This window comes from Paenibacillus terrae (genome assembly GCF_005217525.1).
In the GTDB taxonomy this organism is placed as follows: domain Bacteria; phylum Bacillota; class Bacilli; order Paenibacillales; family Paenibacillaceae; genus Paenibacillus; species Paenibacillus terrae_C.
The window spans coordinates 138,877-161,182 of the sequence record NZ_PNXQ01000016.1; the positions used below are offsets into that span (position 1 = coordinate 138,877).

Here is a 22,306-nt window from a genome sequence, read left to right on the forward strand (position 1 = left end):
GCAACTCGGAATTTACAGTGATGATGCGCAGAGTGTTATAACTGGGCATGAGCTTGACCGTTTATCAGACGAAGAGTTGAGCCAAATTGTGGAGCAAGTATCCATTTTTGCCCGGGTCACGCCTGAGCATAAGCTTCGCATTGTAACAGCGCTGCAAAAACGAGGACAAATCGTTGCTATGACTGGCGATGGCGTCAACGATACGCCTGCTATCAAACAAGCCAACGTTGGTATCGCAATGGGAAGAACAGGAACGGAAGTAACGAAGGAAACTGCGGATATGGTGCTAACGGAAGATCATTTCGGCACGATTCTGGAGGGGGTCAAAGAAGGCCGAACAATTATTGGAAATATTCGTAAGGCACTCGGCTGTTTATTAACCGGAAATCTGGCTGAGATCATCGTCACCAGCGTTGCCGTGATGGTTGGATTGCCGATCCCTTTGGTTCCTATTCAAATTCTGCTGATGAATTTGTTGACCGATGCTTTGCCGGCAATGGTTCTCGCTGTAAATCCAGGGCAGAAAACGAAGCAGCAGAAACGAATCGATTTCATCGATAAAGACCTGTACCAGAAAGTGATTACAAGAGGGGTTCTGCTGGGATTGGGATCGCTCGGCTTATTTGCTGCAAGCCTTGCAGTCGGTACGCCAATGCCTGTCGCTCAGAGCGTTGCTTTTGCAACATTGGTCTCAGGGCAATTGATCCAAACCTTTTCGTGGCGACAAGAAGGCTCTGAAGAAACAGTGCGCGATTGGACGAAAGATCGCTTTTTGATCGGGGCTCTCTGCGTTTCTTGGCTGGCTCTGCTAGGAGCGCTGTATATTCCGCCATTGGCTGGGTTTTTCCATACCGCCAGTCTGCCGCTGAAATATTGGATTCCCATCCTTGGTGTAGCCGGATCGGTATCTCTTTTGTCCAAACCGATTTTGGCTCTAATTTCAAAAAAGCAAGCAATCAGGGCTTTGCCTGCAAATCAAACCTATGCTGCGGCTTAAACGGCCGCAGTAATACTTAATTACTAGGAGGATCACGATGCTGCAAAATAACATTGATAAAATTGTAATTGGCACTGCGCTCGCCTTTGCCGCTTCTGCTTTGCTTCCTATTGCTAAAACTACTTTCCGCCCTCTTGCCGAAGCTGGTATGCAAGGCGGAGCCAACTTGATCAATCGGAGCAAATCTTACATTGAATTAGCCCGGCAAGAAGTGGAAGATATCGTTGCCGAGGCCCAATTTGAAAGAATGAAAAAGCAGCTTGACCAAGAAATCGCATTGCTTGACAATACCCAAAAATGAGGAGAACAGATAAATGAACGAACAAAGTATAGATAATCATTTACGCGAAGCCTTATTGCACTTGGAATCTGCCTTAAACCAGAGTGTAAGATGCGTCCTTGAAAACGATAGCACGAAAAAAGAAATAGGTTTAAAGTGGGAACGATTCCTTGGAGAATTTATGGGACAAATCCGGGAAAAGGGAAAAAAATCAAGATTAAATCTGCTGGGCTGGATCAGTTTTCCACGAATACGCTAATCAATTGTATGCAGCCTAAGTCGACAGCAGGCTGCATACTGGATTCTCTATACCCCAGAGAGTCTTTTTTCTAGCTATCCTGCTACAATCATAATGAGGATAGGTAAAATCAGGAATGAGGCTAAAGTGCTCCACAGGATACAGGTGGACACGAGTTTGGGCGATGCATTGAATTTTTCTGCCAAGATGACAGCATTCACGGCAACCGGCATGGAAGCCAGGATAAAGAGCACGGAGAACAAAAGGCCCGATATCCCCAGGATCAGCATGGCAAGACAGGCCGCAAGCGGAGAGAGCAGAAGCCGAATGATAAGCCCTGCGTAGCTGGCTTTTTTAATAGACGGCTCCAGCTTGAATATTTTTACATAAGCCATCTGGGTGCCAAGGATTGCCAGCACGACTGGAGAATAGGCTGCTGCAATCATCGAGACACCCGATTGGATGCCGGAGGGCAGATGCCAATCCAGTAGTCGAAGGCTCAGCGCGAGTAATGCCGCATAGATCGCAGGCAGCGAGAATACGGACTTAACGGCGCTTTGAACGGAAAATTCAGAGCGGGCCGCAAAGTAAACTCCAAGGGTATTGACCAGAATCATCTGGATGACAACATACACAGAGGCCTTGTCCAATCCAAGCTGTCCAAAGGCTAGTAAAATGAGCGGTAATCCATAATTTGCACTGTTGGTCAGCGTGGAGATCAAGGTGAGTCCAGCCGTTTCAGGGGCGCTTAGCTTAAAAATTTTTCCTGCAAGCTGTGCAATTCCCCATAACAGCAGCAGATTCAAGATCGAAAAGGCGGCTGTTTGCGCCACATCATGCAAAGAAAGCTGTGCCTTGAGCAACGTGTCCAGAATCATCGCGGGACTTAAAAAATATAAGTATAAAGTCGAGAGCGGTTTCGTTTCCAGCTTCATGAATTTGCCGAGTAAAAAACCGGCGATTACCGGAATGGACAGTGGAACGATAACGGATAGAAGGGTTGAAAGTACGATTTGAATCATGAAATCCACCAATCCTTTCTGTAATGACATTTTTCATTATAAGGCGCAGCTTTTAAGCCCGTCCAAGATGAAAATGCGATCAAGGCTATAGGTATATACTATGAATCTTTAGACAGCTATTCTAATTCGCAACGAGTAGAATAACAAAAAGGGATGCCCAGAGCCATGTTGATAGGCTAGTGGGGCATCCCTTTTTACGATGAAACCAATTATCCTGCTAATTTATGCAGAAGCAACGGCTTCTGCTTTGGTCCGGCATTCATCAGAGCAATAGTGTTGATGCTGCTCTTCACAGTCTGGACATACGATATGCTGGAGATTGCACACCGGGCAGTTGATATAATGATCGTTTGGCGTTTCACAATGGAAGCATGAGCCGACAATAACGTCCTCGTCGGTATGGTTGATCGGGATCGAGATGCGTTCATCAAACACATAACATTTTCCGTCAAACAAACGGCCTTGAACCTCCGGGTCCTTGCTGTAGGTTACAATGCCGCCATCCAGCTGGCCCACATCATCAAATCCTTCTTTGATCAGAAGACCGGACAGCTTTTCGCACCGGATTCCGCCAGTACAATACGTCAGTATTTTCTTGTCCTTGAACTGACTCATATTGTCGCGGATCCACTGTGGAAACTCACGGAAAGACTCGACTTCCGGACGAATGGCTCCACGGAAATGACCGATGTCATATTCATAGTCGTTACGTCCGTCCAGCACAACCACATCTTCACCTTGAAGCTGCTCATAAAATTCCTTCGGTGACAAACGCTTGCCACTGATTTCGTTAGGGTCCAGTTCATCCTCATGACGCAGCGTAACCAACTCCTGACGATGGCGTACAAATATTTTCTTGAACGCATGACTGTCAGACTCATCTATTTTAATAACGATATCGTGGAATTTCGGATTGGCGCGCAAATCACGGATGTATTGCTCGGTTTGCTCTACCGTACCAGACAGTGTTCCGTTAATTCCTTCCTGAGCGATCAAAATTCTTCCCTTGACGCCCAACTCCTTGCAGTAAGCCAGATGCTCTGCCGTAAAGGTGGCAGGATCTTCAATATTGACATATTTGTAAAACAACAAAATTCTGTAAGCATGCTTGCACACGTAAAATCACCCTCTGATTCAAGTCAAAGTTTTTTAACAACCAATTTTAAATGTACCACATTCTTTAAGTTAGTCAACTAATTTGTATGAAAAGTGGGACTGGAAAATAAAGAGGCAGGTGACGAGCGACAAAAGTAAGGGTTTACATTATAATAATACCGTAGTGACGAGGTGGATTTTGGCAGCAGGATGAGTATTCTTATGATGAAAGGATGAATCGGAATGAAGCATCATTTGGTAGCGCATACACCACCAATGGGGTGGAATAGCTGGGATTGCTACGGCGCAGCGGTGCGTGAGGAGGAGGTACGGGGAAATGCGCAGTATATGGCAGAGCACTTGAAGGAATACGGTTGGGAATATGTCGTGGTGGATATTCAGTGGTATGAGCCGGGAGCTGTTTCTTCACAATATCGCTCCTTTGTTCCACTGGAAATGGATTCATTTTCACGTCTCATTCCAGCGGTGAATCGTTTTCCTTCCGCAGCAGATGGACGCGGCTTCCAGGCTCTTGCGGAATATATACACCGTCTGGGTTTGAAATTTGGTATACATATTATGAGAGGCATTCCGAGGCAGGCGGTGCATCAGGATACGCCGATTTTGGGAACTCAGGCAACAGCAAAGCAGATTGCACATCCCAACTCCATTTGTCCCTGGAATACAGATATGTATGGGGTAGATGCTACCAAGGAAGGCGCACAGGAGTATTATAACTCGCTGTTTGATCAGTATGCCGAATGGGGTGTCGATTTTGTAAAAGTGGATGACATTGCGGCCTCCCGACTCTACGGCATTCATCTGGCGGAAATTGAATTGATTAGGCAGGCCATCGCCCAATGCGGGCGTCCGATGGTTTTGAGTCTGTCGCCCGGTCCGGCACCCCTGGAGCATGCAGCCGAATTAATCGCCAACGCCAATATGTGGCGCATGACAGACGATTTCTGGGATGTATGGCCTTTGCTGCATGGCATGTTTGAGCGCTGCGAGAAATGGGCTGAGCACGTGGGGCCAGGCCACTGGCCGGATTGCGACATGCTGCCACTGGGTCATCTGGGTATTCGCTCGGTAGATTCTGTAGATTCCGGTAGCCATGACCGCTGGACACGCTTTACGAAGGATGAGCAATTGACGATGATGACCCTGTGGAGTATTTTCCGATCCCCGCTGATGTTTGGGGGAGAATTGCGGGATAACGATGCGTGGACGCTTTCTCTGCTGACCAATGAAGAGGTGCTGGATGCTCACCGCAACGGTTTGGATGCCCGGCAGGTGTACAGAAAGGATGAACATATTGTCTGGACTTCGCATAACGAGGAGGGTCATGTATATGCGGCTTTGTTTAATGCTGGAGACAAAGCCTCGCGGGTCTGTGTATCGCTGCACGACCTGGGCATTGAAGGACAGGCCTGTGGCAGAGACTTATGGAATCGTGTGAATCTGGGCACTTTAGAGCAAGAACTGTCCGCAGAGCTACCTCCTCATGGAGCTGCTCTATTTATTTTAAAATAGCATATTGTAACGAAGGATTTAGGCTGTATTTTAAACCAAATCACCTATTCGTAAAAGGCTGGTATTTTTACGAATAGGTGATTTTTTAATGCAATCGACATTATTCTTGAGAATTTGACATTTGGAACATGTTAATTTGATATAGTACCTATTTCTGTACAAATTTAAAACATCCAATGCCCATAGACTTGCGAAAGGAGTCAAATGATGAAATTAAAACAGATTCACAAAAATGAACTGGACGAGCCTTGGCCCTCTAGACAAAAAATACTATGTATCGGGGGGGCTAATCTTGACCGTAAAATTATGATTAAAGGTACATTTCAGCTTCACACCTCCAACCCGAGCAGCACCAGGCAGCAATCATGTGGTGGGGTGGCTCGCAATGTAGCCGAAAATTTGGGGAGGCTAAGCCAACAGGTCAGTCTGTTAACCGCAGTTGGGGATGATGCGGAAGGCGAATTTATAGTCGAGCAGTCTAGACATTATATGAAAGTGATTCCTCTGCAAGTCAAAGGTGAACCGTCAACAGGAGTTTACACTGCTTTGCTGGACGAGCGTGGGGGCCTGATTGTAGCGACAGCAGAGATGGAAATTTATGATCAGATCCTTCCTTCAGTAATCTTTGAAAATACTCCTTTGATCGCCTCGTCCCGACTAGTGCTGCTGGACACGAATTTCTCTATGAACGTAATTGCTTCCATTATACGGCTATGCCATGAACATCGGATTCCGCTTGTCGTTTCTTCAGTGTCCGCTTCCAAAATGAGAAGGCTTCCTCGAAATTTGAATGGGGTGAGTTGGCTGGTATGTAACCAGGTAGAAGCTGAATCCTATTTGGGAATAGAACTTACGGATGATCAGAAAATGCTGGACGCAACCCGAATTTTTCATCAACTCGGGGTTCAAAATGTAATTCTTATTTGGGGAGCTGACCGTGTTTTGTTTGCCTCGCAGGATGGATCTCATGGACAAATTTTGATGCACCCAGTTCAGGAAGTTAAGGATGTCACGGGCGCAGATGATGCTTTTATTGCCGGAATGATATATGGCATTATCCAAGGATATCCTATGGAGCAAGTGTGTCAATTCGGAATCAGCTGTGTCGCCTTAACTATTCAAACAGATCGGACGGTTTCAGAGACTATTTCTCTAAATAATCTTCATTCCATGTTCAAAGAGCTGTACGGCATACATCCGCGAAATTTTGTGTTTTTTAAGGGGGTTTATTTTAAGGAGAAAGATACATAAATGAAGAAGAGAATCTAACCTACTTTTTGTTGCTGAAACTGTAAAAGGAGCAGGCCGCTTGATGAACAGTGTGAAATACGCTATCGTTTTTCTGCCGCTGTTCCTCCTGTATGTGTTTTTAAAGGGAGGTTCTTTCGTGGTAGGTTCGCTTTATCGACTGATCTATACAATGCTGCCCTTACATCGAAGGCTGAATGACGAAATTTTTGCTGTGCAGCACGCCAAACGTATTATCGTGATCGGTTCGCCGGGGAGCGGCAAAACCTTTTTTGCCAAACGTTTATCCAAGTGGACTCATTTGCCATACATCTCTCTGGATGATTTGTATTGGGGACCGGAGTGGAAGCGGAGCACGGATGAACAATTTTTCAAACAGCTGGGCGAAGTGCTCGAAAAGGAAGAATGGATTATCGAAGGGAATTATCATGATTATTATTTTACAGAGCGGCTCCAGCGCTCTGATACGATCATTGTGATGGATGTCAGCACGATTGAAGCGATAACAGGAGTTATTACACGATCGCTTAACCGTTTTCTCTTCTCCAATGAGTTGCCCAAAGGAATAGAACAGGAAGCGATTCGTATTTGGGACATTTCGCCTCGTTTTATCCGCTTTGTTTTAGGCTTTCGCAGGCGTATACGTCCTAAAATTTGGCCATTCATTATGCAATATGGAAAACAACGAAGTTTAATTATTTTGAAATCAAAATATCGTTCATGTCTCTGGAAGAATTCCAGATAGATAATTATCTGCTTGACCACGGCTTCCGTTTCGTGTAATGTAATGAAAATTGTAATATACAGGAATAGTGTAGACCAAGGACCAAAGGTTCAACAACCGCCGTACAGAGAAGAAATCCATGGGCTGAAAGGTTTCTCGCCGCGAATGAACGTTTCCCTGCCTTGCGAGCTGTAACGGTGTGTATTTTAGACCGTTACCGGTTAGACGCCGTTATCTGATGAAGGGCCGTTCCATACTATGGATATGGTCAAATTAAGGGTGGTACCACGACACATTCGTCCCTGACGGATGTGTCTTTTTTGCGTACATTTTATCGTCCATACAAGGAGGCAGCCACACATGCGCCAAAGTCGATTATTACTGACAACATTACGTGAATCGCCCGCAGAAGCCGAAGTGATCAGTCATCAGCTTATGCTGCGTGCAGGGTTTATCCGGCAACTCGCAGCCGGAGTGTATAGCTACATGCCACTCGGCAGACGTGTTCTCCGGAAAGTGGAGCAAATCGTACGGGATGAGATGGATCGTACAGGAGCTGGGGAGCTGTTAATGCCTGCATTGCAGCCTGCTGAGCTGTGGCAAGAGTCAGGGAGATACGATGTGTATGGTCCAGAGCTGATGCGTATTCAAGACCGACATGATCGGGAGTTTGCCTTGGGTCCTACCCATGAAGAGGTCATTACGTCATTAGTGCGAAATGAGGTGAACTCCTATCGAAAATTACCTGTAATGCTGTATCAAATTCAAACCAAGTTTCGGGATGAACGACGGCCACGATTTGGCCTGCTCCGTAGCAGAGAATTTTTGATGAAGGATGCCTATTCGTTTGATGCGAGCTGGGAAGGGCTGGATCAAGCTTATTGGAGTATGTTTAAGGCCTATCATCGTATTTTTACCCGTTGTGGCCTAAACTTTCGCGCAGTTGAAGCAGATGCGGGTGCTATTGGCGGCGAAGGTGGAACACATGAATTTATGGCGCTGGCTGACATTGGCGAGGATACGATTGCTTCTTGTAATTGCTGTGACTATGCCGCTAATCTTGAAAAAGCCGAGCCACGAAGCATGGAAAAATCAGAAGCATTAACTGCCGCAGATAAAATGGGAAAATTTCACACTCCAGGTCTGCGCACGATAGATCAACTGGTTGAATCGCTGCAAATACAGCCACAGGATATGATCAAAACATTGATTTATATGGCTGATGATCAACCTGTTGCTGTAGTCGTCAGGGGAGATCATGAGGTCAACGAAGTGAAAGTTAAACATATTTTAGGTAGTGAAAAATTCGAAATAGCAAGTTCAGATACCGTATCAAAGGCGACTGGAGCCCCTTCGGGGTTCATAGGTCCCTGGGGCTTGACGATCCCTGTGTGGGTGGATTACGCCGTTGTTCAAATGTCCAGCGGTATCGCAGGCGCGAACGAACTGGATTATCATTATCGGCATGTGAATCCAAGACGCGATATGGACCTTCGTCATGTGGCAGATTTACGCAACGTTATGGAAGGGGACCTATGTCCTCGCTGTGACAAAGGGGAATTGAAGCTTCATCGTGGAATTGAGATTGGACACGTGTTTAAACTGGGCACCAAATACAGCGATAAGCTGGGTGCGAATTTTTTGGACGCGTCTGGAGCAAATCAGATGATGATTATGGGCTGCTACGGCATTGGCGTTTCCCGAATCCTCTCTGCCATCGTTGAGCAAAATCATGATCAGAACGGAATGATATGGCCTCATGCGCTGGCCCCGTTTCAAGTTCATATTATTCCGATCTCTGTTAAAGACAGTCTGCAAATGCAGATGGCTGAGGATTTATACAACCAGCTACAGGATCACGGTGTCGAGGTGTTGATGGATGATCGAGAGGAACGCCCCGGGGTTAAATTCAAGGATTCTGATTTAGTGGGTATTCCCGTGCGCATCGTTGTGGGCAAAGATGCTGAACACGGGAAAATAGAGCTAGTAGATCGGAGAACCAGCAACAAAGAGACGATTCATATCAAAGATGTAGAGAGACGGATATTGGAGCTTATTCAACAATAGCTACTCAGCTTATTCATTTACAGGCCTGTACCACCTACGCTCCCACAATTCAATACGCCCGGACTATAATCGTGTGGGCGTATCTTTAACAACAATTACTATATATCATCAAGTATCTCTGTCTTGTAGAATGTGACCTTCTCCAAGTGCAATCTCATTGAAGCCAGCCATATGGCGTGCCTGAAATCGGATCGGCTTGTCTCGGCCTATCATAATGATATTTTGCAGGTCAGCAGCGCCTTCCGAGGGGAGGGAGAAAGCTGTGACATAAGCGAATACCCCACGCAACGTTGTATGAATGGCATTCATCAGATGATCGTGTTCACTTTTGCCCATTACATTCATAATCATGGACCCTTCCAAATCCAGCTTTTCTTTGACGATCCCGAAAAATTCTCTGGATATTAAATGCGGCGGCGTTCCCTGATCTGTGAAGGCATCTAAAATAATATAATCATAAGCATCTGGCGCTTCTTTCTCCAAAATGAGGCGACCATCACCGACAGTCACATTGTCCTTATTGTATCCAAAGAATGTACGACTGAACTCCACGACTTGTGCATCCAGCTCGGCAATCTTAAAACGTTTATCTGTAAAATGACCCGCAATCGTACCTATACCGTGCCCGATTACAAACACGTCTTCAAATGACGGATCGTTCAGCTCCATGAGATGGATGATTGCTCTCGGATATTCGAACAGAATGCGTTGAGGATGATTCAAATCCACCGCGCCTTGTACGGCTGCATTTGAAAACTGCATCACCCGGAATAATCCTTTTTCACCATACAGCTCTGTGGTATCGTATACCGTTATTTCATGATTATTGCTCAACTTTTTATATAGTACATCCAAGTGATCTATCCCCTTCAAGTCATACTCCACCATCATATTAGACATTTATGAGCCTGTTGTCCATATATTAAGCGGCGGTGCCGTTCTGCTCTTGCCCAGCAGCTCCAATCCGTATAATTGTTCGATCATGCGCAGCACGGAGAAATGATTGCTTTTCTCGTTGTATGGGCCGTTTTTCAAATGAGGACCTATGATCATAGTCGGGATTTTGTTGTTGCTGCTCATGTCATCTTCGTCCCATGTTACGACTAAAAGACTGTTATGCTGCGGCGCCCAGCGGGCATAAGAGGACAAGTGGGCTTGCAACCATTGATCTGCTTCCCGGATCGTGCCGTCGTGCATATCGTGGTTCAGGTTGGGAATGACAAAAGAAACGGCCGGCAACTGATTAAAATTTTGCGGAAAGCTGGTTAAAGGCATATTGATCGAGGCAGGCAGGTTGGTGAAATTCACCCACGGATTATGTTTTCTGGCATATCGGGTTTTCAGATCATAAGGGCCTGTAAATCCGGTTTTGGGCAGTCCCTCTGAGTAGCCCCCAAACGTATATCCATGTTTCGTAAGCTCCAATGCCAGATTGTTGGCGTTCATCTTCTTGGGAGTCAGGTCATTATTCACCCCTTGATTGGAACCGGAAAAAAGATCCAGATAGTTCGGTTGACTCGGGTGTTCGATCGCATAATGATTCATCAGAGAAACACCGTTTTTCATCAGGTCATTCATAAAGGGTGCGGAAGAATTGCCTGATATTTTTTTCGACGAATGATTTTCTTCCACAACAATGACGATATGATCCATACGGTGCGGAGACTTGGCGGCATTGGACTGCGTTGTTTCAGACTTGACGGGTGTGACCGCCAAAGCCGAGGGTTGAACGCCCTTAGCATCAGAACGGTTCGTAAACCAGTCGGAATGAGACATTATACAAAAGGCTACCGTTAGAGCGATGGCGGTCAACAGTATTTTCATTTTCAACAGAGGAACCTCATTTCATGATTAATTGATCACAGAACTGTGTTCATAGATTCATGATCAAGCTTACTCAGGACACATTAAAATATCATGAGAAAAATAAAGTGAAAAGATCATTATTTTTTAATGTACATAGAGTAAACTTATTTCTATATCAAGCATACTAGGAAAAGACGCCCCGAGCATAGAAAGGATAGCTATGAAGAAGATACTGCTGATCGAGGATGAGAAAAATTTGGCCCGTTTCATTGAACTGGAACTAAAGCATGAATCTTACGAGGTAACCGTCAACTATGAAGGTCGGAAGGGGCTGGAGTCTGCGTTAAACGAGGAATGGGATATCATCCTGCTGGATTTAATGCTTCCAGGTCTCAACGGAATCGAAGTATGCCGACGGATTCGCAAAACGAAGCAAACTCCCATCATTATGCTGACCGCCAGAGACGGTGTGATGGACAAAGTGATGGGGCTGGACAGCGGGGCAGATGATTATATCCCTAAGCCATTTGCTATTGAAGAGTTGCTGGCACGGATGCGTTCTTTGCTGCGACGCAGTGGCTCTGTGGAGGATACCAATCAAATTATCTACAATGGATTGGTGTTGGACAGCGAGGCCCGCATTTTGACCAAAGACCAGCAGATTATTGAGTTGACGAAGCGTGAATTTGATCTGCTGTCCATATTAATGCAGAATATTGGGCGCGTCATGACCCGGGAGAGGCTAATGGAACTCATATGGGGCTATGATTCAGAGGTGGAAACGAATGTCGTCGATGTATATATTCGTTATCTGCGAAGCAAAATCGACGAGCCTGGGGAACCGAGCTTTATTCAGACACTACGCGGATTGGGGTATGTGATCCGAAGATGACAACGTTAAAATTCATATTCTCCCGACTCCCTATTCGTTGGAAATTGGCGGTGTGGTCTTCGTTGCTGCTATGTATTCTGTTTGTTTTGTACAACGGTGTCCAATATTTTACGATTAACCAATGGATGATCAGCGAGGGAGAAGTGAGCATCCGCAAGAGTATGAATGAAATCCAAAACTTTTTTCAGGAAAAACAGATGTCTGCGCAGGAAATAGTAAACAGTCAACGTTTTGTTGAGGATATGAATGATCCGCATCAAATGATCCGCATATTGAATCAGCAAGGAACCCCGCTATTGAGCGTCAGCGATGAGATGCCTGAGGATTGGTTTCCGCCGCAAACGGCGCAAAGCACTCGGATTATGACTGCCTGGCATCTGGAGGACCAGGTTTTGATCATGCGAAGTCCGCTGAATTCAGGTGGTTTTAGGGGAACAATTGAAATTATCAATAATATGGAAAATTTAGAGAAGGTGAGTGACAAAATAAAAGGTGTCATGATTATGGGCGGTATAGGTGCTATTCTATTAAGCGCTCTAGGAGGAGTTTTTCTTTCACGCCAGTTAATCCGGCCGATTCAGTCCATGACGGATACGATGACAAGAATACGGAAAAAAGGGCTGCATGAGGAACGTGTCCAAGTATCCGATAACAATGACGAGCTGTCAAATCTGGGAAGAGTGTTTAATGGGCTGATTGATCAGTTGGAGCGTTCTTTTCTACAGCAAAAGCAGTTTGTTGAGGATGCCTCCCATGAATTACGTACACCCATTTCGATTATTGAAGGCCATATCTCCTTATTGAACCGCTGGGGCAAACACGATCCGGCCATATTGGACGAGTCGCTCAGTGTGTCCGTCCAGGAGCTTGAGCGTTTGAAAGGCATTGTAAACGATCTTTTGGAGTTGACGCGGGCCGAATCGGGAACTTCTGAACAGAATGTGCCTGTAATAGAAATCCGTCACACCGTTCAGTATACGCTCACCAATTTTGCCATGCTGCATCCTGATATGATATTCCGGGAGGAACTGACTCCCCTCGAAAAGGTGCAGATTCACATCACGCCTCAGCATCTGGAACAACTGTTACTGATCGTGCTGGATAACGCCGTTAAATATGCTGGCTCTTCGAAAGAAATCCTTGTAACGGGGACGCTGGAACGAGACGAGGTTTATATTCATATTACCGATTACGGAATCGGAATTCCGGCGGAGGACTTGCCATATGTATTCGACCGATTTTATCGGGTGGATAAGGCCAGAGGCCGCGAGCAGGGCGGGACAGGTTTGGGCCTTGCGATAGCCAAGCAGCTGGTCAAGCGATATAACGGTAACATCAGAGTAAGCAGTATTGAACATATAGGGACAACCGTAACGCTTTGTTTTCCAATATACAGACTCTAAATAGGTTAGATAAATCAAAGAAGCTCCGTAAGCCATATCCATGGTTTACGGAGCTTCTTTCACACTCAAGCATCGTCAGCTTGTGGTTTGTTTGATCTGTTCCAGATTTTATGTTCCATTTTTTCGTACAGGTTCAAGCAAGAATTTACCAGTTTCCGAGGATGTTTGAAACGCAGGAGAAGATATCGGGTACTAACTGCAGACAAGGTGCCAATCAGCGCACCAGCCGCAATATCTGACGGGTAATGAACGCCAGTCCAGATACGGGAAAAACCAATAAGTAAAGCTGCGGCGAGCCACAACAATCTAAACCTCTTACCGTACAGCCAAAACGTGGCCGCCAGCGCAAAAGCTCCAATGGCGTGGTCGCTCGGGAAGGAGGCATTGGCCGGGTGCTTGATTAGCTGAATGACGGCGTGGGTGACGAAGGGACGATCCCGATACACAAGATGTCCGATGATAAAGCTGATCCCCATGCCCAGACAAACGGATACCACCGCCGAGATGACCATTTTCCGGTTAAGTTTATTTCTTGAAAACCAGTACAGGAGCAAGGCCAGGGCGAACACATATTGGGCATCTTCGGCGAAAAAACGCATCAGCCCATTCAGAACAGAAAAGCTGTTCGCTTGTTCATTAATGAGGTGAAAAATCTGATAGTCCAGGTTAGATAACATATTAGATAACATATTAGGGATTACTCCTTTTCTTATGTGATTCAAAAGTAGAAAGTAACATGATCTTAACTCTTGAACATGGGAGCACCCTTAGATGAAAATTAGAATTTCATGAGAAAATGAGATATTTTTATCACTAAATCCTTTGAACTTGTTCAAGTGTCCTTTAGGAGATATAATATACAAGGCAGCATTTTGCATCATTCGATTCCCGACGCTTGAAAGTACAATATATAGACGAACTAAACCGTTTCGATCTATATATTGCTGATCTAAAATCGCTCTTGGGATTTATGCAAAATGCTCAAGGATATAATGAATACCGTTGTGTATATTCATATAGAAAGAGAGCGGGATATTATGGGACGTAAGTGGAACAATATTAAAGAAAAAAAGGCATCCAAGGATGCTAATACGAGTCGTATATATGCTAAATTTGGCGTAGAAATTTATGTAGCAGCCAAACAGGGTGAGCCTGATCCTGAATCCAATCGGGTTTTAAGAGTCGTACTAGAACGTGCAAAAACGTACAATGTACCGAAAGCCATCATTGACCGAGCGATTGAAAAAGCAAAAGGCGCCGGAGATGAAAACTATGTTGAGCTTCGCTATGAAGGCTTCGGACCGAACGGTTCCATGGTCATTGTAGATGCACTCACCAATAACGTAAACCGTACGGCATCTGATGTGCGTTCTGCTTTTACTAAAAATGGCGGCAGTCTGGGTGTAAGCGGATCTGTAGCCTATATGTTTGATTCAACAGCGGTTATTGGTCTGGTAGGTAAAACCGCAGATGAAGTGTTGGAGCTGTTGATGGAGGCAGATGTAGAGGTGCGTGATATCATCGAAGAGGATGAGGCTGTTATCGTATACGCGGAGCCTGACCAATTCCATGCTGTACAGGAAGCTTTCAAGCAGGCGGGAGTTACAGAATTTACAGTGGCCGAACTTACCATGCTTGCCCAAAATGATATTACTCTTCCAGAAGATGCACAGCTTCAATTTGACAAATTGATTGATGCATTAGAAGATTTGGAGGACGTTCAGCAGGTTTACCACAACGTAGACTCTGAGGAATAGTTACTTCAGGATTTTGCAAAATCCTCACTTATGAGCAACATAAAAACATCGTATTCCGATACGGTGTTTTTTGTGTAAATACAGCTATTTCTGTGTAATTGGGCAACGGGCCCTGGTTTGTTGAATGGGAGAATTGGCGTTTTTTCTAGGCTGATTAGTCTGATAAAAGGTATGATCATAGGCAATCGGAGGTGAAAGTGAAGTTTGGGAAGAGCTAAAGAATTCGATACAGAGAGTGTCTTGCGAAAAGCCATGGCTGTATTTGGAGAGCATGGCTATGAGGGAACTTCTCTTGCCATTTTATTGGATCAGCTCGGTATAGCACGGCAGAGTCTTTACGATACCTATGGGACGAAATATGATTTATTTTTTTCGGCTATTCAGCTCTATATGGGTGACAAAACTGAAGTCGTAGTTCATCTTCTAAGTCAACCAGGGAGCATTAAGGAAGCCATAGCGATGATTTTTAATGAATCTGTCAGGGTTTTGACGGACCCCAAGCTATCCAAGGAATGCTTTATTATGAACAGTGCTATTGAACAGGTTCCGCATCATCATGAAATCAAAGTTTTTATATCTGCGAATACAGAAAGGCTTGAGCTTGCTTTCTACAAGGCCCTGGTTCGTGCCCAAGAAGAGGGAGAGATTCATTCTACGGAACCTGAGCTATTGTCAATGGCCAGATTTCTAAATCATGCCCGGCTATCGTTGACATTTACTGCCAAAACGGGCGCAAGCCCTGATGTGCTTAAAGATATCGTGCGTACGACGTTGTCGATTTTGGATTGATTTTATTTTGAGCGCTTTATAGCGTTTATTTTTTGATGATTTCGGACCGATTAGTCAATTTTTTTTGGATATTCCAGACTGTTTAGTCTGAAAAATTTGTTTTCGATAAGGAGATAAGTCCAATGACAGACACCAATATTGCGTTGATTACAGGGGCAAGCGGCAAAACCGGTAGTCGCATTGCTGCCAGACTTAAGCAGTTTCAGCATCCAGTCCGGTTAGCGGGACTTAGCAACTCGACAAATTTGCCCGGCTCAGATCATGTACATTTTGATTGGTACGATGAATCAACACATACAAAAGCGTTGACGAATGTAGATAAAGTTTATTTGGTTGTGCCTGTATTAGACGTAAATCCCGCCAAAGTCATGATTCCTTTTATTGAAAAAGCCATCCATGAAGGCGTGAAAAGGTTCGTGCTTCTGGGCAGCGCATCTGTCCCTGCGGATGGCCCGGTATTCGGACCGGTGCATCAAGCCCTCAGCAATTTAGCTCCTGAGTGGACAGTATTACAGCCATCCTATTTTATGCAGAACTTTACCGAAGGTCAGCATGTTAGCACCATCAAAAACACCGGCACGATTTATAGTGCGACAGGGGATGGGAGAGTGGGTTTCGTCAGCGCAGATGACATTGCAGAAGTGGGGGTAAGAGCCCTGATTGACGATAAGCCTCATAACACAGCTCATGTAATCACTGGACCTCATTCGTTGACATATGGTGAAGTTTCTCAGTTGATCGGCCATGTTATAGGAAAAACGATTCAGCACATTTGTGCAAACCCATGTAGTCACCTGGAAGTAAATGTAGGGGCGTCTCAAACAGATCTGATAGCCTGGTTGAGACGCCCTTGTCAGTTGGCGACAGACACTTTACATAATGCTTGATGTTACCTTCCAGTTATTGAAATCATAGGTCCGTCTCTCTCTGTCATGAACCAAATTGAGTTTATTTCCATTATAATTCTGATGCATCCACGGATCATCCAGCAGAGGCCAATTAGCATAATTGACTTCTGCACCCTGAATTTTACGTGAGGTGGCATATACGATTTCCATCTCTTTACCTGTTAATGCTTTGTAATAGACCCGGGGATTGGTATCGTTAACACCGCTGAAATCCACTACGGTTTTCGTCAGGACAGCCTCAGCAAACCAGTCAAGCTCTCTAATGCAAGAACCGCCTGCGTAGTCCATAAGAGGTGCTGTTTCAACAATGACCGCATTTTTTGCCCCGTCACTCCGCAACGCTCTCTGATAACCTCCGTATTTCCACGATTCCGTGTCATAAGGCCAATCGTAAGGTTGTGCCGTTCTGACAGCCATCAGCATTTTACCTGTATGGAAGAATACCCAGCCGTTCCTGTTGAATGGGTCCTGTTCGATCGTTGCTTTGATTCCGTTATATGAAACAGGGCCGTCGATCCATGTATTTGAATTTGTGATATTGTATACCGCAATGAGTGCACCGTCGTCCTGAAGCACTTCCTCCATATTCGTTCCGCCAATCCAATATTCCGAGTTGGACGGATTCAAGTTAATCGGCTCACTGAAGTGTTGCTTCATGAAGAACGTATTTGGTTCGTCACTGTATGTATCTCCCACCCATTTGATGCCCCAACGATGAAGCTGGTTTTGTGCGAGTCGATTGTCCTTTTGACTGAATACGGCGTAATCCGGGGTGATGTAGCTTGTCTTATACGGTTTGTTACTGTTTCTAGGCATCCGTTCCTTATGTGTGTAAGTTGTAGAACGGGCTGTCGCTATACTCTTGAAAATGTCTGGTAACTCGTAGTTCGCAACCGTAAATGGAATCGTGGTAAATTTCAGATTGGTTTCATTGCCGAGATATATCGGCTTACGACTGTCTCCAAACAACATCCACAGTAGCACTGCACTCTCATCAAGTGTATATCCCGGCTCTTGCTGCGCATTATAAGTTCTGGCCTGACTGGTCACCCAGTACCCATGCAGCCACTCCCCTACGATACTGGCAAAATACCACTCCAACGTCAGTTTGGCCATATTCCGCAATGTCGCATCTTTCAAGTGTTCGGTAATGAACAATAGCGGTCCTACATGATGGATAAAATATGTTGGGGAGTCGTATTCAAAGTACCCCTGTTTTGTAATTGTGGAAAGTTCGGACAGCAGATAGCTTCTGGCGATGGTAGCATAATTCACCGGATAATCTGGCCATTCTTCCGCTCCGACAACCCCGACTGCCGCATACATGAGCCGTTGATTTTCTGTATTTCCCGACAGAGCCGTCCCATCGGCATTCAAAATGTTAAAACTTAGCATTTTTGCTTTTACTTTATCCTTTAATGCGGGGGAGTAATACTCTTTATACTTCATATAAGCTTCCATTACGTTAATTCCCCAGAACATGTCTTTGTTTCGATCCAAATGAATGTTGACGTAGGCAAGTCCAGTGCTGATATTTCCTTTGGAAAATTGCGCCATAGCCGCATAACCACCGACCTTTCGGCCCTGATCATACTCACTATAAGGGTAGCCCAATGCTGCTACATCGTCGATTACGATCTGTTTGCGCTCCTGTAGTGAGCCTGTTAAAATCTCATTTTTAAACATAATTAAAGCCACTCCCCTGATAATGGAATAATAGCGCAAAAATAGTGTAAATTTAGTGATGTGAGAGAAAGAAAAACCTGAACATAAATTTGGCTGATAATTGCGAATTTTAATTGTTAGAAGAGATTATTTGTTGTAATTATAAGATGTTTGGTTATTAATCTCAATATTTTTACTATATTTTTATTGTGAAAATATAGCATTAGAATCAAGATGAAATCTACCCGGGATTATTCCGGCTATGTCCCGGGTACGTTTTCTTCTATGCTTTTTAGCTGATTATGATGATGGTTGGGTTTGATCTATTCCGGATTTCGTCAGGTAGATCACCAAGGTTAAAATAGTTACGAGAAAAATCACGCTGGTTCCGGCCGTACCCAGGCCGAGTCCGCCATCGGTGTGAGATTGTGACAGATAATCCCCAAGAGAGGCGCCGAGAGGCCGGGTCACAATGTACGCCATCCAGAAGGACCACACGGCATTGAATTTAAACCGATAGCGGGCAATCGTTACGATACCAATCAGTGAAGCAAACATAAGCGCTGACCTCCAATAACCTAAGTCAAGGCCCTCTGATATAAGATCACCAGCCGCTGTACCCAAGGCAAAGGTAAAGAATATCGTTGCCCAGTAGAATATTTCACGCTTGGTCGTGTAAATAGAATGAATGGATAATGTTTTCTCGCTCCCATACCAAATCGTAAAAGTCACCAGGAGAGCAAGGGCAAAGACAGTCGTGGTAACTTGCAGCGAGATCCCTATGTGGTCCACAAGGTTATCTGAGACAAGCGTGCCCACAACACTGATGAGAGTCACCACGAGCCAGTAGATTCCAGGTATATATTTGCGCGACCTGAACTGAAATAGAAGTGTGACGAGTAAGAGAACAACCATGACCACAGTTGTACGAGTCAAGCCCCAATGCAAATTAAAGTTAAGAAAGTCGGCAGCGGTTTCTCCCACGGTCGTCGTCATAATCTTAATAATCCAAAACAAAATGGTGACCTCCGGCACCTTGTTTAGCATTTTGCGGATTATGGATATGTTCGCCGTCTCCTCCGTGGAAATGGAGAGACTTTCGCTTTTCATGTTCTGATCCTGTTCCTCTTTTTTCATTGATAATCCTCCTCATGTTCTGGGGAACCTATTTAGATACTTGTCCCTCCTGAACAATGTACATAAAGAACATGAAACGATAGTGAGAATTACATGTGAAAAAACATAGAACATTTAAGCTTAGATTAGAAACTGATTAGGAATGAGGGACTTCAATGTATTCAATGCTCCATCTAGGGAAGGAAGAAAATCAACCTGCAGATGGACTCCAAAGCGACTGCTATGGGTTAAACTGGCTACGTGCAGCTGAGAAAAATAAGGAATGTGGGGGGAGAACATGGGCAGCTATGTCATCATTTTGGTTATCGTCGTTTTTTTAATGCTAAAAGAGAAAGAAATTCGCCCGTCCCGTTTATGGATCACACCAGCGTTGTTCGCGTATCTAACTTTTTCAAGCATGACCGGAAACACCCTGACAGCAGGAAGCTTCTTTCTGTACTCGATTTGTTTGCTTGTTGGGCTTGCTATCGGCGCATGGAGAGGGAAGCTGGATAAGGTTCGAATCCATCCTGTAACCGGAAAAGCAACCTCTCAAGGCTCCATTGCCGGGGTTATTCTTTTCATAGTAGTTATGCTTCTTCGTGTATTGGCGGGTTCACGGGGAGCACATCATACTTTTCTGTCTTTAAGCACGGCTCTCTTATTTATTCCGTTGGGCAGTGTCATTGCACGTCGATATTTCATTTATCTAAAGTACAAGCAATTGCTGGGACAACGCAGTTAGGTATTAGGGATGACCAGCTGCTATAATCTGAGCAGTAAAAGAAAATAATGGAGAAGGTGTCACCAATGAAAATGTCACCTATGCCGATTCAACAAAAGCTGGCGGTGCTTTGGCAATATATAATGGCCCACTCCCGAAACATGATTTTAAGCCTGATTTTGTTATATGCTCTTGCAGGAATGCTCAACACGTCTTCATTATGGAGCGCGATGGCAGGTCTGTTATTAGGAATCGTCTATCTGGTTTTGCTTTGGAGCGCAAAGTGGTTACTTCATAGCGGAAAACGAACGATTGCTGTCATTGGAATCTGGATGTTAACAGCCTTTTATTGGATAGCGTTCGATGCGGGTGAATTGGTGTTTGCCCTGCTTTGCTATCTCATTGCTTATATCGTACTGCGATTGCCAATCCTGGTCTCTGTTCTACTGACCCTCACGATCATTACAGCGGATGCAGCCATTCTCCACATGCAGCATGTGTACTCAAGTGATATTATTGCGTATTCCGTAATGCATGCAGGTATATACATCCTATTCTGGGGAACGAGGATCAAGCGGGAAGCCGCCGAAACGAGCAAACGGCATTATGAGCAATTGCGGGAAGTTCATGCGGAATTAGAGGATGCCCACCTTGAGCTTCAAGAAACGCATCGTGAACTGGAGTCGGCTACGAATCGTTTATTGCATTTTGCAGTCCTGGAAGAACGAAGCCGGATATCGCATGATCTTCATGATAGCATCGGACATGGATTAACCTCCGTCATTGTTCAGCTTCAGGCATTGCCTTATATGATGAAAATGGATGCTGTTGAAGCCGAGACAGCTTTACGGACCGTTTTGGAGGTGGCACGCGGCTGTCTTCAGGAGGTGCGTTTCGTCGTTCACCAGATGTCCATCGATAAAACGGGGCTTGGTCTGATTGCTCTGCGAAGTTTGGTTAAGCAAGTTCAAGAGCAGGTCGAATTTCATATCAGCTTCTCTGTAAATGGACGAACTGGAAAATGGGAATCTACCATATCCGAATTACTGTATCGGATTCTTCAGGAGGCACTCACCAATGTTATTCGGCATGCGCAAGCGTCCCGGGTTGATATTACAGTCTCAGATCATACAGGGAAATTGACTATGATCGTAACCGATAATGGAGGATGGACAGGGGCTGATCAGAATTATTCAGGTTTTGGGCTTTCAGGCATAAAGGCACGGTGCGAACGGGCAGGGGGATCTTTAAAGATTCTAACGGCTGAGCCGCATGGAATGAAGCTCGTGATTCAGGTGCCGATGGCCCTTGGGAAAACTGAAATGAAGGGTGAAGAGGAATGACAGGACCATTGATCCGGGTAATCCTTGTGGACGATCAGTATTTGGTCCGGCATGGTTTACGATTTATTATTAACGCTCAGGAAGATATGGAAGTAGCGGGTGAAGCATCAGGCGGTCGCGAAGCGGTCGAACTGGCGAAACACGTCCGGCCACATGTGGTGCTGATGGATGTTCAAATGTCAGAAGGGGGAGGAATTGAAGCAACCCGTGACATTATAGACGCTATACCGGATTGCAAAGTTGTCATTCTGACCACATTCGATCAAGAGGATTATGTGTATGATGGCATCCGTGCGGGAGCAGTAGGGTATTTACTAAAGGACGCGGCACCTGATGAACTTGTTGATGCGGTTCGGGCAGCCAGCCGGGGAGAAGCGATCTTCAGAACTGCGATTGCCGCCAAAGTCATTGGGAAGGCCATTCGTTCAGCACATGACTTTCGGGCACCAGATCAGATATCAGTTACTATGCCGCCTGAACCATTTACAGATAGGGAACTGGAAGTTTTGCAACAGATGGCTTACGGATTACGTAACGAAGAGATCGCCGCCAGGCTTTATATCGGTGAGAGCACGGTTAAGACACATGTTCATCGAATCCTTCAAAAATGCGCGGTCGAAGACCGCACGCAAGCGGTTGTATTTGCCATTCGTAACGGAATTGTAAAGTAGATAAACACGGGATGAGTTTGATTTTATA

At 45.1% G+C, this 22,306-nt stretch carries 22 protein-coding genes; 15 read left to right on the forward strand and 7 right to left on the reverse strand.

Translation table 11 applies throughout. The features are described 5' to 3' along the window. From C1I60_RS25800 to C1I60_RS18260, 3 genes are all read left to right on the forward strand, one after another. Nucleotides 1-997 (forward strand): HAD-IC family P-type ATPase (locus tag C1I60_RS25800; protein WP_252361773.1); only part of this gene is annotated, 997 nt, incomplete at its 5' end. 37 nt (nucleotides 998-1,034) lie between these two features. After that, on the forward strand, nucleotides 1,035-1,298 hold the full coding sequence (locus C1I60_RS18255; protein WP_137063025.1) for a DUF5132 domain-containing protein: 264 nt from the start codon (nucleotides 1,035-1,037) through the stop codon (nucleotides 1,296-1,298). A 13-nt stretch (nucleotides 1,299-1,311) separates the two neighbouring features. Next, nucleotides 1,312-1,536 (forward strand): hypothetical protein, encoded by a 225-nt coding sequence (locus C1I60_RS18260; protein WP_137063026.1) that lies wholly within the window; start codon nucleotides 1,312-1,314, stop codon nucleotides 1,534-1,536. Between the two features lie 74 nt (nucleotides 1,537-1,610). Here C1I60_RS18260 and C1I60_RS18265 read toward each other — a convergent pair whose 3' ends face one another. Further along, nucleotides 1,611-2,537: an AEC family transporter gene (locus tag C1I60_RS18265; RefSeq protein WP_137063838.1), complete on the reverse strand. Its 927-nt coding sequence runs from the start codon at nucleotides 2,535-2,537 to the stop codon at nucleotides 1,611-1,613. A 222-nt stretch (nucleotides 2,538-2,759) separates the two neighbouring features. Next, complete coding sequence (gene trhO / locus C1I60_RS18270; protein WP_137063027.1) at nucleotides 2,760-3,653, reverse strand: oxygen-dependent tRNA uridine(34) hydroxylase TrhO; 894 nt, start codon at nucleotides 3,651-3,653, stop codon at nucleotides 2,760-2,762. A 222-nt stretch (nucleotides 3,654-3,875) separates the two neighbouring features. Between trhO and C1I60_RS18275 the strand changes: the two genes are divergently transcribed. The 4 genes from C1I60_RS18275 to C1I60_RS18290 all read left to right on the forward strand — a co-directional run bounded on the left by C1I60_RS18275 (nucleotide 3,876) and on the right by C1I60_RS18290 (nucleotide 9,204). After that, nucleotides 3,876-5,165: a glycoside hydrolase family 27 protein gene (locus tag C1I60_RS18275; RefSeq protein WP_137063028.1), complete on the forward strand. Its 1,290-nt coding sequence runs from the start codon at nucleotides 3,876-3,878 to the stop codon at nucleotides 5,163-5,165. Nucleotides 5,166-5,372: 207 nt separating this feature from the next. After that, the gene (locus C1I60_RS18280) at nucleotides 5,373-6,416 is read left to right on the forward strand and encodes a carbohydrate kinase family protein (RefSeq protein WP_137063029.1); all 1,044 of its coding nucleotides are present in this window, start codon (nucleotides 5,373-5,375) and stop codon (nucleotides 6,414-6,416) included. A gap of 61 nt (nucleotides 6,417-6,477) precedes the next feature. Continuing rightward, nucleotides 6,478-7,158, forward strand: a complete 681-nt coding sequence (locus C1I60_RS18285) for a P-loop NTPase family protein (RefSeq protein WP_137063030.1) — start codon at nucleotides 6,478-6,480, stop codon at nucleotides 7,156-7,158. 339 nt (nucleotides 7,159-7,497) lie between these two features. Continuing rightward, nucleotides 7,498-9,204, forward strand: coding sequence for a proline--tRNA ligase (locus C1I60_RS18290; RefSeq protein ID WP_137063031.1), 1,707 nt, complete (start codon nucleotides 7,498-7,500; stop codon nucleotides 9,202-9,204). Between the two features lie 108 nt (nucleotides 9,205-9,312). Here the strand turns inward: C1I60_RS18290 and C1I60_RS18295 are convergent, their stop codons facing one another. Together C1I60_RS18295 and C1I60_RS18300 are read right to left on the reverse strand one after the other, a co-directional pair. Beyond that, the gene (locus C1I60_RS18295) at nucleotides 9,313-10,077 is read right to left on the reverse strand and encodes a spermidine synthase (protein ID WP_137063839.1); all 765 of its coding nucleotides are present in this window, start codon (nucleotides 10,075-10,077) and stop codon (nucleotides 9,313-9,315) included. A gap of 27 nt (nucleotides 10,078-10,104) precedes the next feature. Continuing rightward, entirely contained in the window at nucleotides 10,105-11,028 is a 924-nt protein-coding gene (locus C1I60_RS18300) for an alkaline phosphatase family protein (protein WP_252361842.1), read from the reverse strand. 202 nt (nucleotides 11,029-11,230) lie between these two features. Here C1I60_RS18300 and C1I60_RS18305 point away from each other — a divergent pair, with 202 nt between their 5' ends. Continuing rightward, entirely contained in the window at nucleotides 11,231-11,902 is a 672-nt protein-coding gene (locus C1I60_RS18305; protein ID WP_137063033.1) for a response regulator transcription factor, read from the forward strand. After that, on the forward strand, nucleotides 11,899-13,305 hold the full coding sequence (locus C1I60_RS18310) for a HAMP domain-containing sensor histidine kinase (RefSeq protein WP_137063034.1): 1,407 nt from the start codon (nucleotides 11,899-11,901) through the stop codon (nucleotides 13,303-13,305). The genes C1I60_RS18305 and C1I60_RS18310 overlap by 4 nt, the downstream gene beginning before the upstream one ends. A gap of 65 nt (nucleotides 13,306-13,370) precedes the next feature. Here the strand turns inward: C1I60_RS18310 and C1I60_RS18315 are convergent, their stop codons facing one another. Further along, the gene (locus C1I60_RS18315; protein WP_252361774.1) at nucleotides 13,371-13,994 is read right to left on the reverse strand and encodes an undecaprenyl-diphosphatase; all 624 of its coding nucleotides are present in this window, start codon (nucleotides 13,992-13,994) and stop codon (nucleotides 13,371-13,373) included. 348 nt (nucleotides 13,995-14,342) lie between these two features. On the opposite strand from C1I60_RS18315, the gene C1I60_RS18320 reads away from it, so the two are divergent. The 3 genes from C1I60_RS18320 (at nucleotide 14,343) to C1I60_RS18330 (ending at nucleotide 16,738) form a co-directional block, all read left to right on the forward strand. Further along, nucleotides 14,343-15,062, forward strand: a complete 720-nt coding sequence (locus C1I60_RS18320; protein ID WP_137063841.1) for a YebC/PmpR family DNA-binding transcriptional regulator — start codon at nucleotides 14,343-14,345, stop codon at nucleotides 15,060-15,062. A gap of 204 nt (nucleotides 15,063-15,266) precedes the next feature. Then, complete coding sequence (locus C1I60_RS18325; RefSeq protein WP_137063035.1) at nucleotides 15,267-15,851, forward strand: TetR/AcrR family transcriptional regulator; 585 nt, start codon at nucleotides 15,267-15,269, stop codon at nucleotides 15,849-15,851. A 122-nt stretch (nucleotides 15,852-15,973) separates the two neighbouring features. Continuing rightward, on the forward strand, nucleotides 15,974-16,738 hold the full coding sequence (locus tag C1I60_RS18330; protein WP_137063036.1) for an NAD(P)H-binding protein: 765 nt from the start codon (nucleotides 15,974-15,976) through the stop codon (nucleotides 16,736-16,738). Here C1I60_RS18330 and C1I60_RS18335 read toward each other — a convergent pair. Then, nucleotides 16,724-18,445, reverse strand: a complete 1,722-nt coding sequence (locus C1I60_RS18335) for a hypothetical protein (RefSeq protein ID WP_137063037.1) — start codon at nucleotides 18,443-18,445, stop codon at nucleotides 16,724-16,726. The two genes, C1I60_RS18330 and C1I60_RS18335, sit on opposite strands and share 15 nt — an antisense overlap. Nucleotides 18,446-18,724: 279 nt before the next feature. Next, nucleotides 18,725-19,561, reverse strand: coding sequence for a COG4705 family protein (locus tag C1I60_RS18340; protein ID WP_137063038.1), 837 nt, complete (start codon nucleotides 19,559-19,561; stop codon nucleotides 18,725-18,727). Between the two features lie 277 nt (nucleotides 19,562-19,838). Between C1I60_RS18340 and C1I60_RS18345 the strand changes: the two genes are divergently transcribed. The 3 genes from C1I60_RS18345 to C1I60_RS18355 all read left to right on the forward strand — a co-directional run bounded on the left by C1I60_RS18345 (nucleotide 19,839) and on the right by C1I60_RS18355 (nucleotide 22,278). Then, a complete protein-coding gene (locus C1I60_RS18345; RefSeq protein ID WP_170970844.1) occupies nucleotides 19,839-20,285 on the forward strand; it encodes a CcdC protein domain-containing protein in 447 nt (148 codons plus the stop codon). A gap of 65 nt (nucleotides 20,286-20,350) precedes the next feature. Continuing rightward, nucleotides 20,351-21,607, forward strand: a complete 1,257-nt coding sequence (locus C1I60_RS18350; protein ID WP_170970845.1) for a sensor histidine kinase — start codon at nucleotides 20,351-20,353, stop codon at nucleotides 21,605-21,607. Next, nucleotides 21,604-22,278, forward strand: coding sequence for a response regulator (locus C1I60_RS18355; protein WP_137063041.1), 675 nt, complete (start codon nucleotides 21,604-21,606; stop codon nucleotides 22,276-22,278). Before C1I60_RS18350 ends, C1I60_RS18355 begins: the two co-directional genes overlap by 4 nt. The last annotated feature ends 28 nt before the right edge of the window (nucleotides 22,279-22,306 follow it).

What these genes read in the sequence shown, in the direction of transcription:
- C1I60_RS18355 (WP_137063041.1), top strand. Translation starts at nt 21,604, where the DNA reads ATGACAGGACCATTGATCCGGGTAATCCTTGTGGACGATCAGTATTTG.
- C1I60_RS18265 (WP_137063838.1), bottom strand. Translation starts at nt 2,537, where the DNA reads ATGATTCAAATCGTACTTTCAACCCTTCTATCCGTTATCGTTCCACTG.
- C1I60_RS18275 (WP_137063028.1), top strand. Translation starts at nt 3,876, where the DNA reads ATGAAGCATCATTTGGTAGCGCATACACCACCAATGGGGTGGAATAGC.
- C1I60_RS18255 (WP_137063025.1), top strand. Translation starts at nt 1,035, where the DNA reads ATGCTGCAAAATAACATTGATAAAATTGTAATTGGCACTGCGCTCGCC.
- C1I60_RS18340 (WP_137063038.1), bottom strand. Translation starts at nt 19,561, where the DNA reads ATGAAAAAAGAGGAACAGGATCAGAACATGAAAAGCGAAAGTCTCTCC.
- C1I60_RS18285 (WP_137063030.1), top strand. Translation starts at nt 6,478, where the DNA reads ATGAACAGTGTGAAATACGCTATCGTTTTTCTGCCGCTGTTCCTCCTG.
- C1I60_RS18290 (WP_137063031.1), top strand. Translation starts at nt 7,498, where the DNA reads ATGCGCCAAAGTCGATTATTACTGACAACATTACGTGAATCGCCCGCA.
- C1I60_RS18350 (WP_170970845.1), top strand. Translation starts at nt 20,351, where the DNA reads ATGAAAATGTCACCTATGCCGATTCAACAAAAGCTGGCGGTGCTTTGG.
- C1I60_RS18305 (WP_137063033.1), top strand. Translation starts at nt 11,231, where the DNA reads ATGAAGAAGATACTGCTGATCGAGGATGAGAAAAATTTGGCCCGTTTC.
- C1I60_RS18315 (WP_252361774.1), bottom strand. Translation starts at nt 13,994, where the DNA reads ATGTTATCTAATATGTTATCTAACCTGGACTATCAGATTTTTCACCTC.
- C1I60_RS18335 (WP_137063037.1), bottom strand. Translation starts at nt 18,445, where the DNA reads ATGTTTAAAAATGAGATTTTAACAGGCTCACTACAGGAGCGCAAACAG.
- C1I60_RS18280 (WP_137063029.1), top strand. Translation starts at nt 5,373, where the DNA reads ATGAAATTAAAACAGATTCACAAAAATGAACTGGACGAGCCTTGGCCC.
- C1I60_RS18260 (WP_137063026.1), top strand. Translation starts at nt 1,312, where the DNA reads ATGAACGAACAAAGTATAGATAATCATTTACGCGAAGCCTTATTGCAC.
- C1I60_RS18310 (WP_137063034.1), top strand. Translation starts at nt 11,899, where the DNA reads ATGACAACGTTAAAATTCATATTCTCCCGACTCCCTATTCGTTGGAAA.
- C1I60_RS18300 (WP_252361842.1), bottom strand. Translation starts at nt 11,028, where the DNA reads ATGAAAATACTGTTGACCGCCATCGCTCTAACGGTAGCCTTTTGTATA.
- C1I60_RS18320 (WP_137063841.1), top strand. Translation starts at nt 14,343, where the DNA reads ATGGGACGTAAGTGGAACAATATTAAAGAAAAAAAGGCATCCAAGGAT.
- C1I60_RS18330 (WP_137063036.1), top strand. Translation starts at nt 15,974, where the DNA reads ATGACAGACACCAATATTGCGTTGATTACAGGGGCAAGCGGCAAAACC.
- C1I60_RS18345 (WP_170970844.1), top strand. Translation starts at nt 19,839, where the DNA reads ATGGGCAGCTATGTCATCATTTTGGTTATCGTCGTTTTTTTAATGCTA.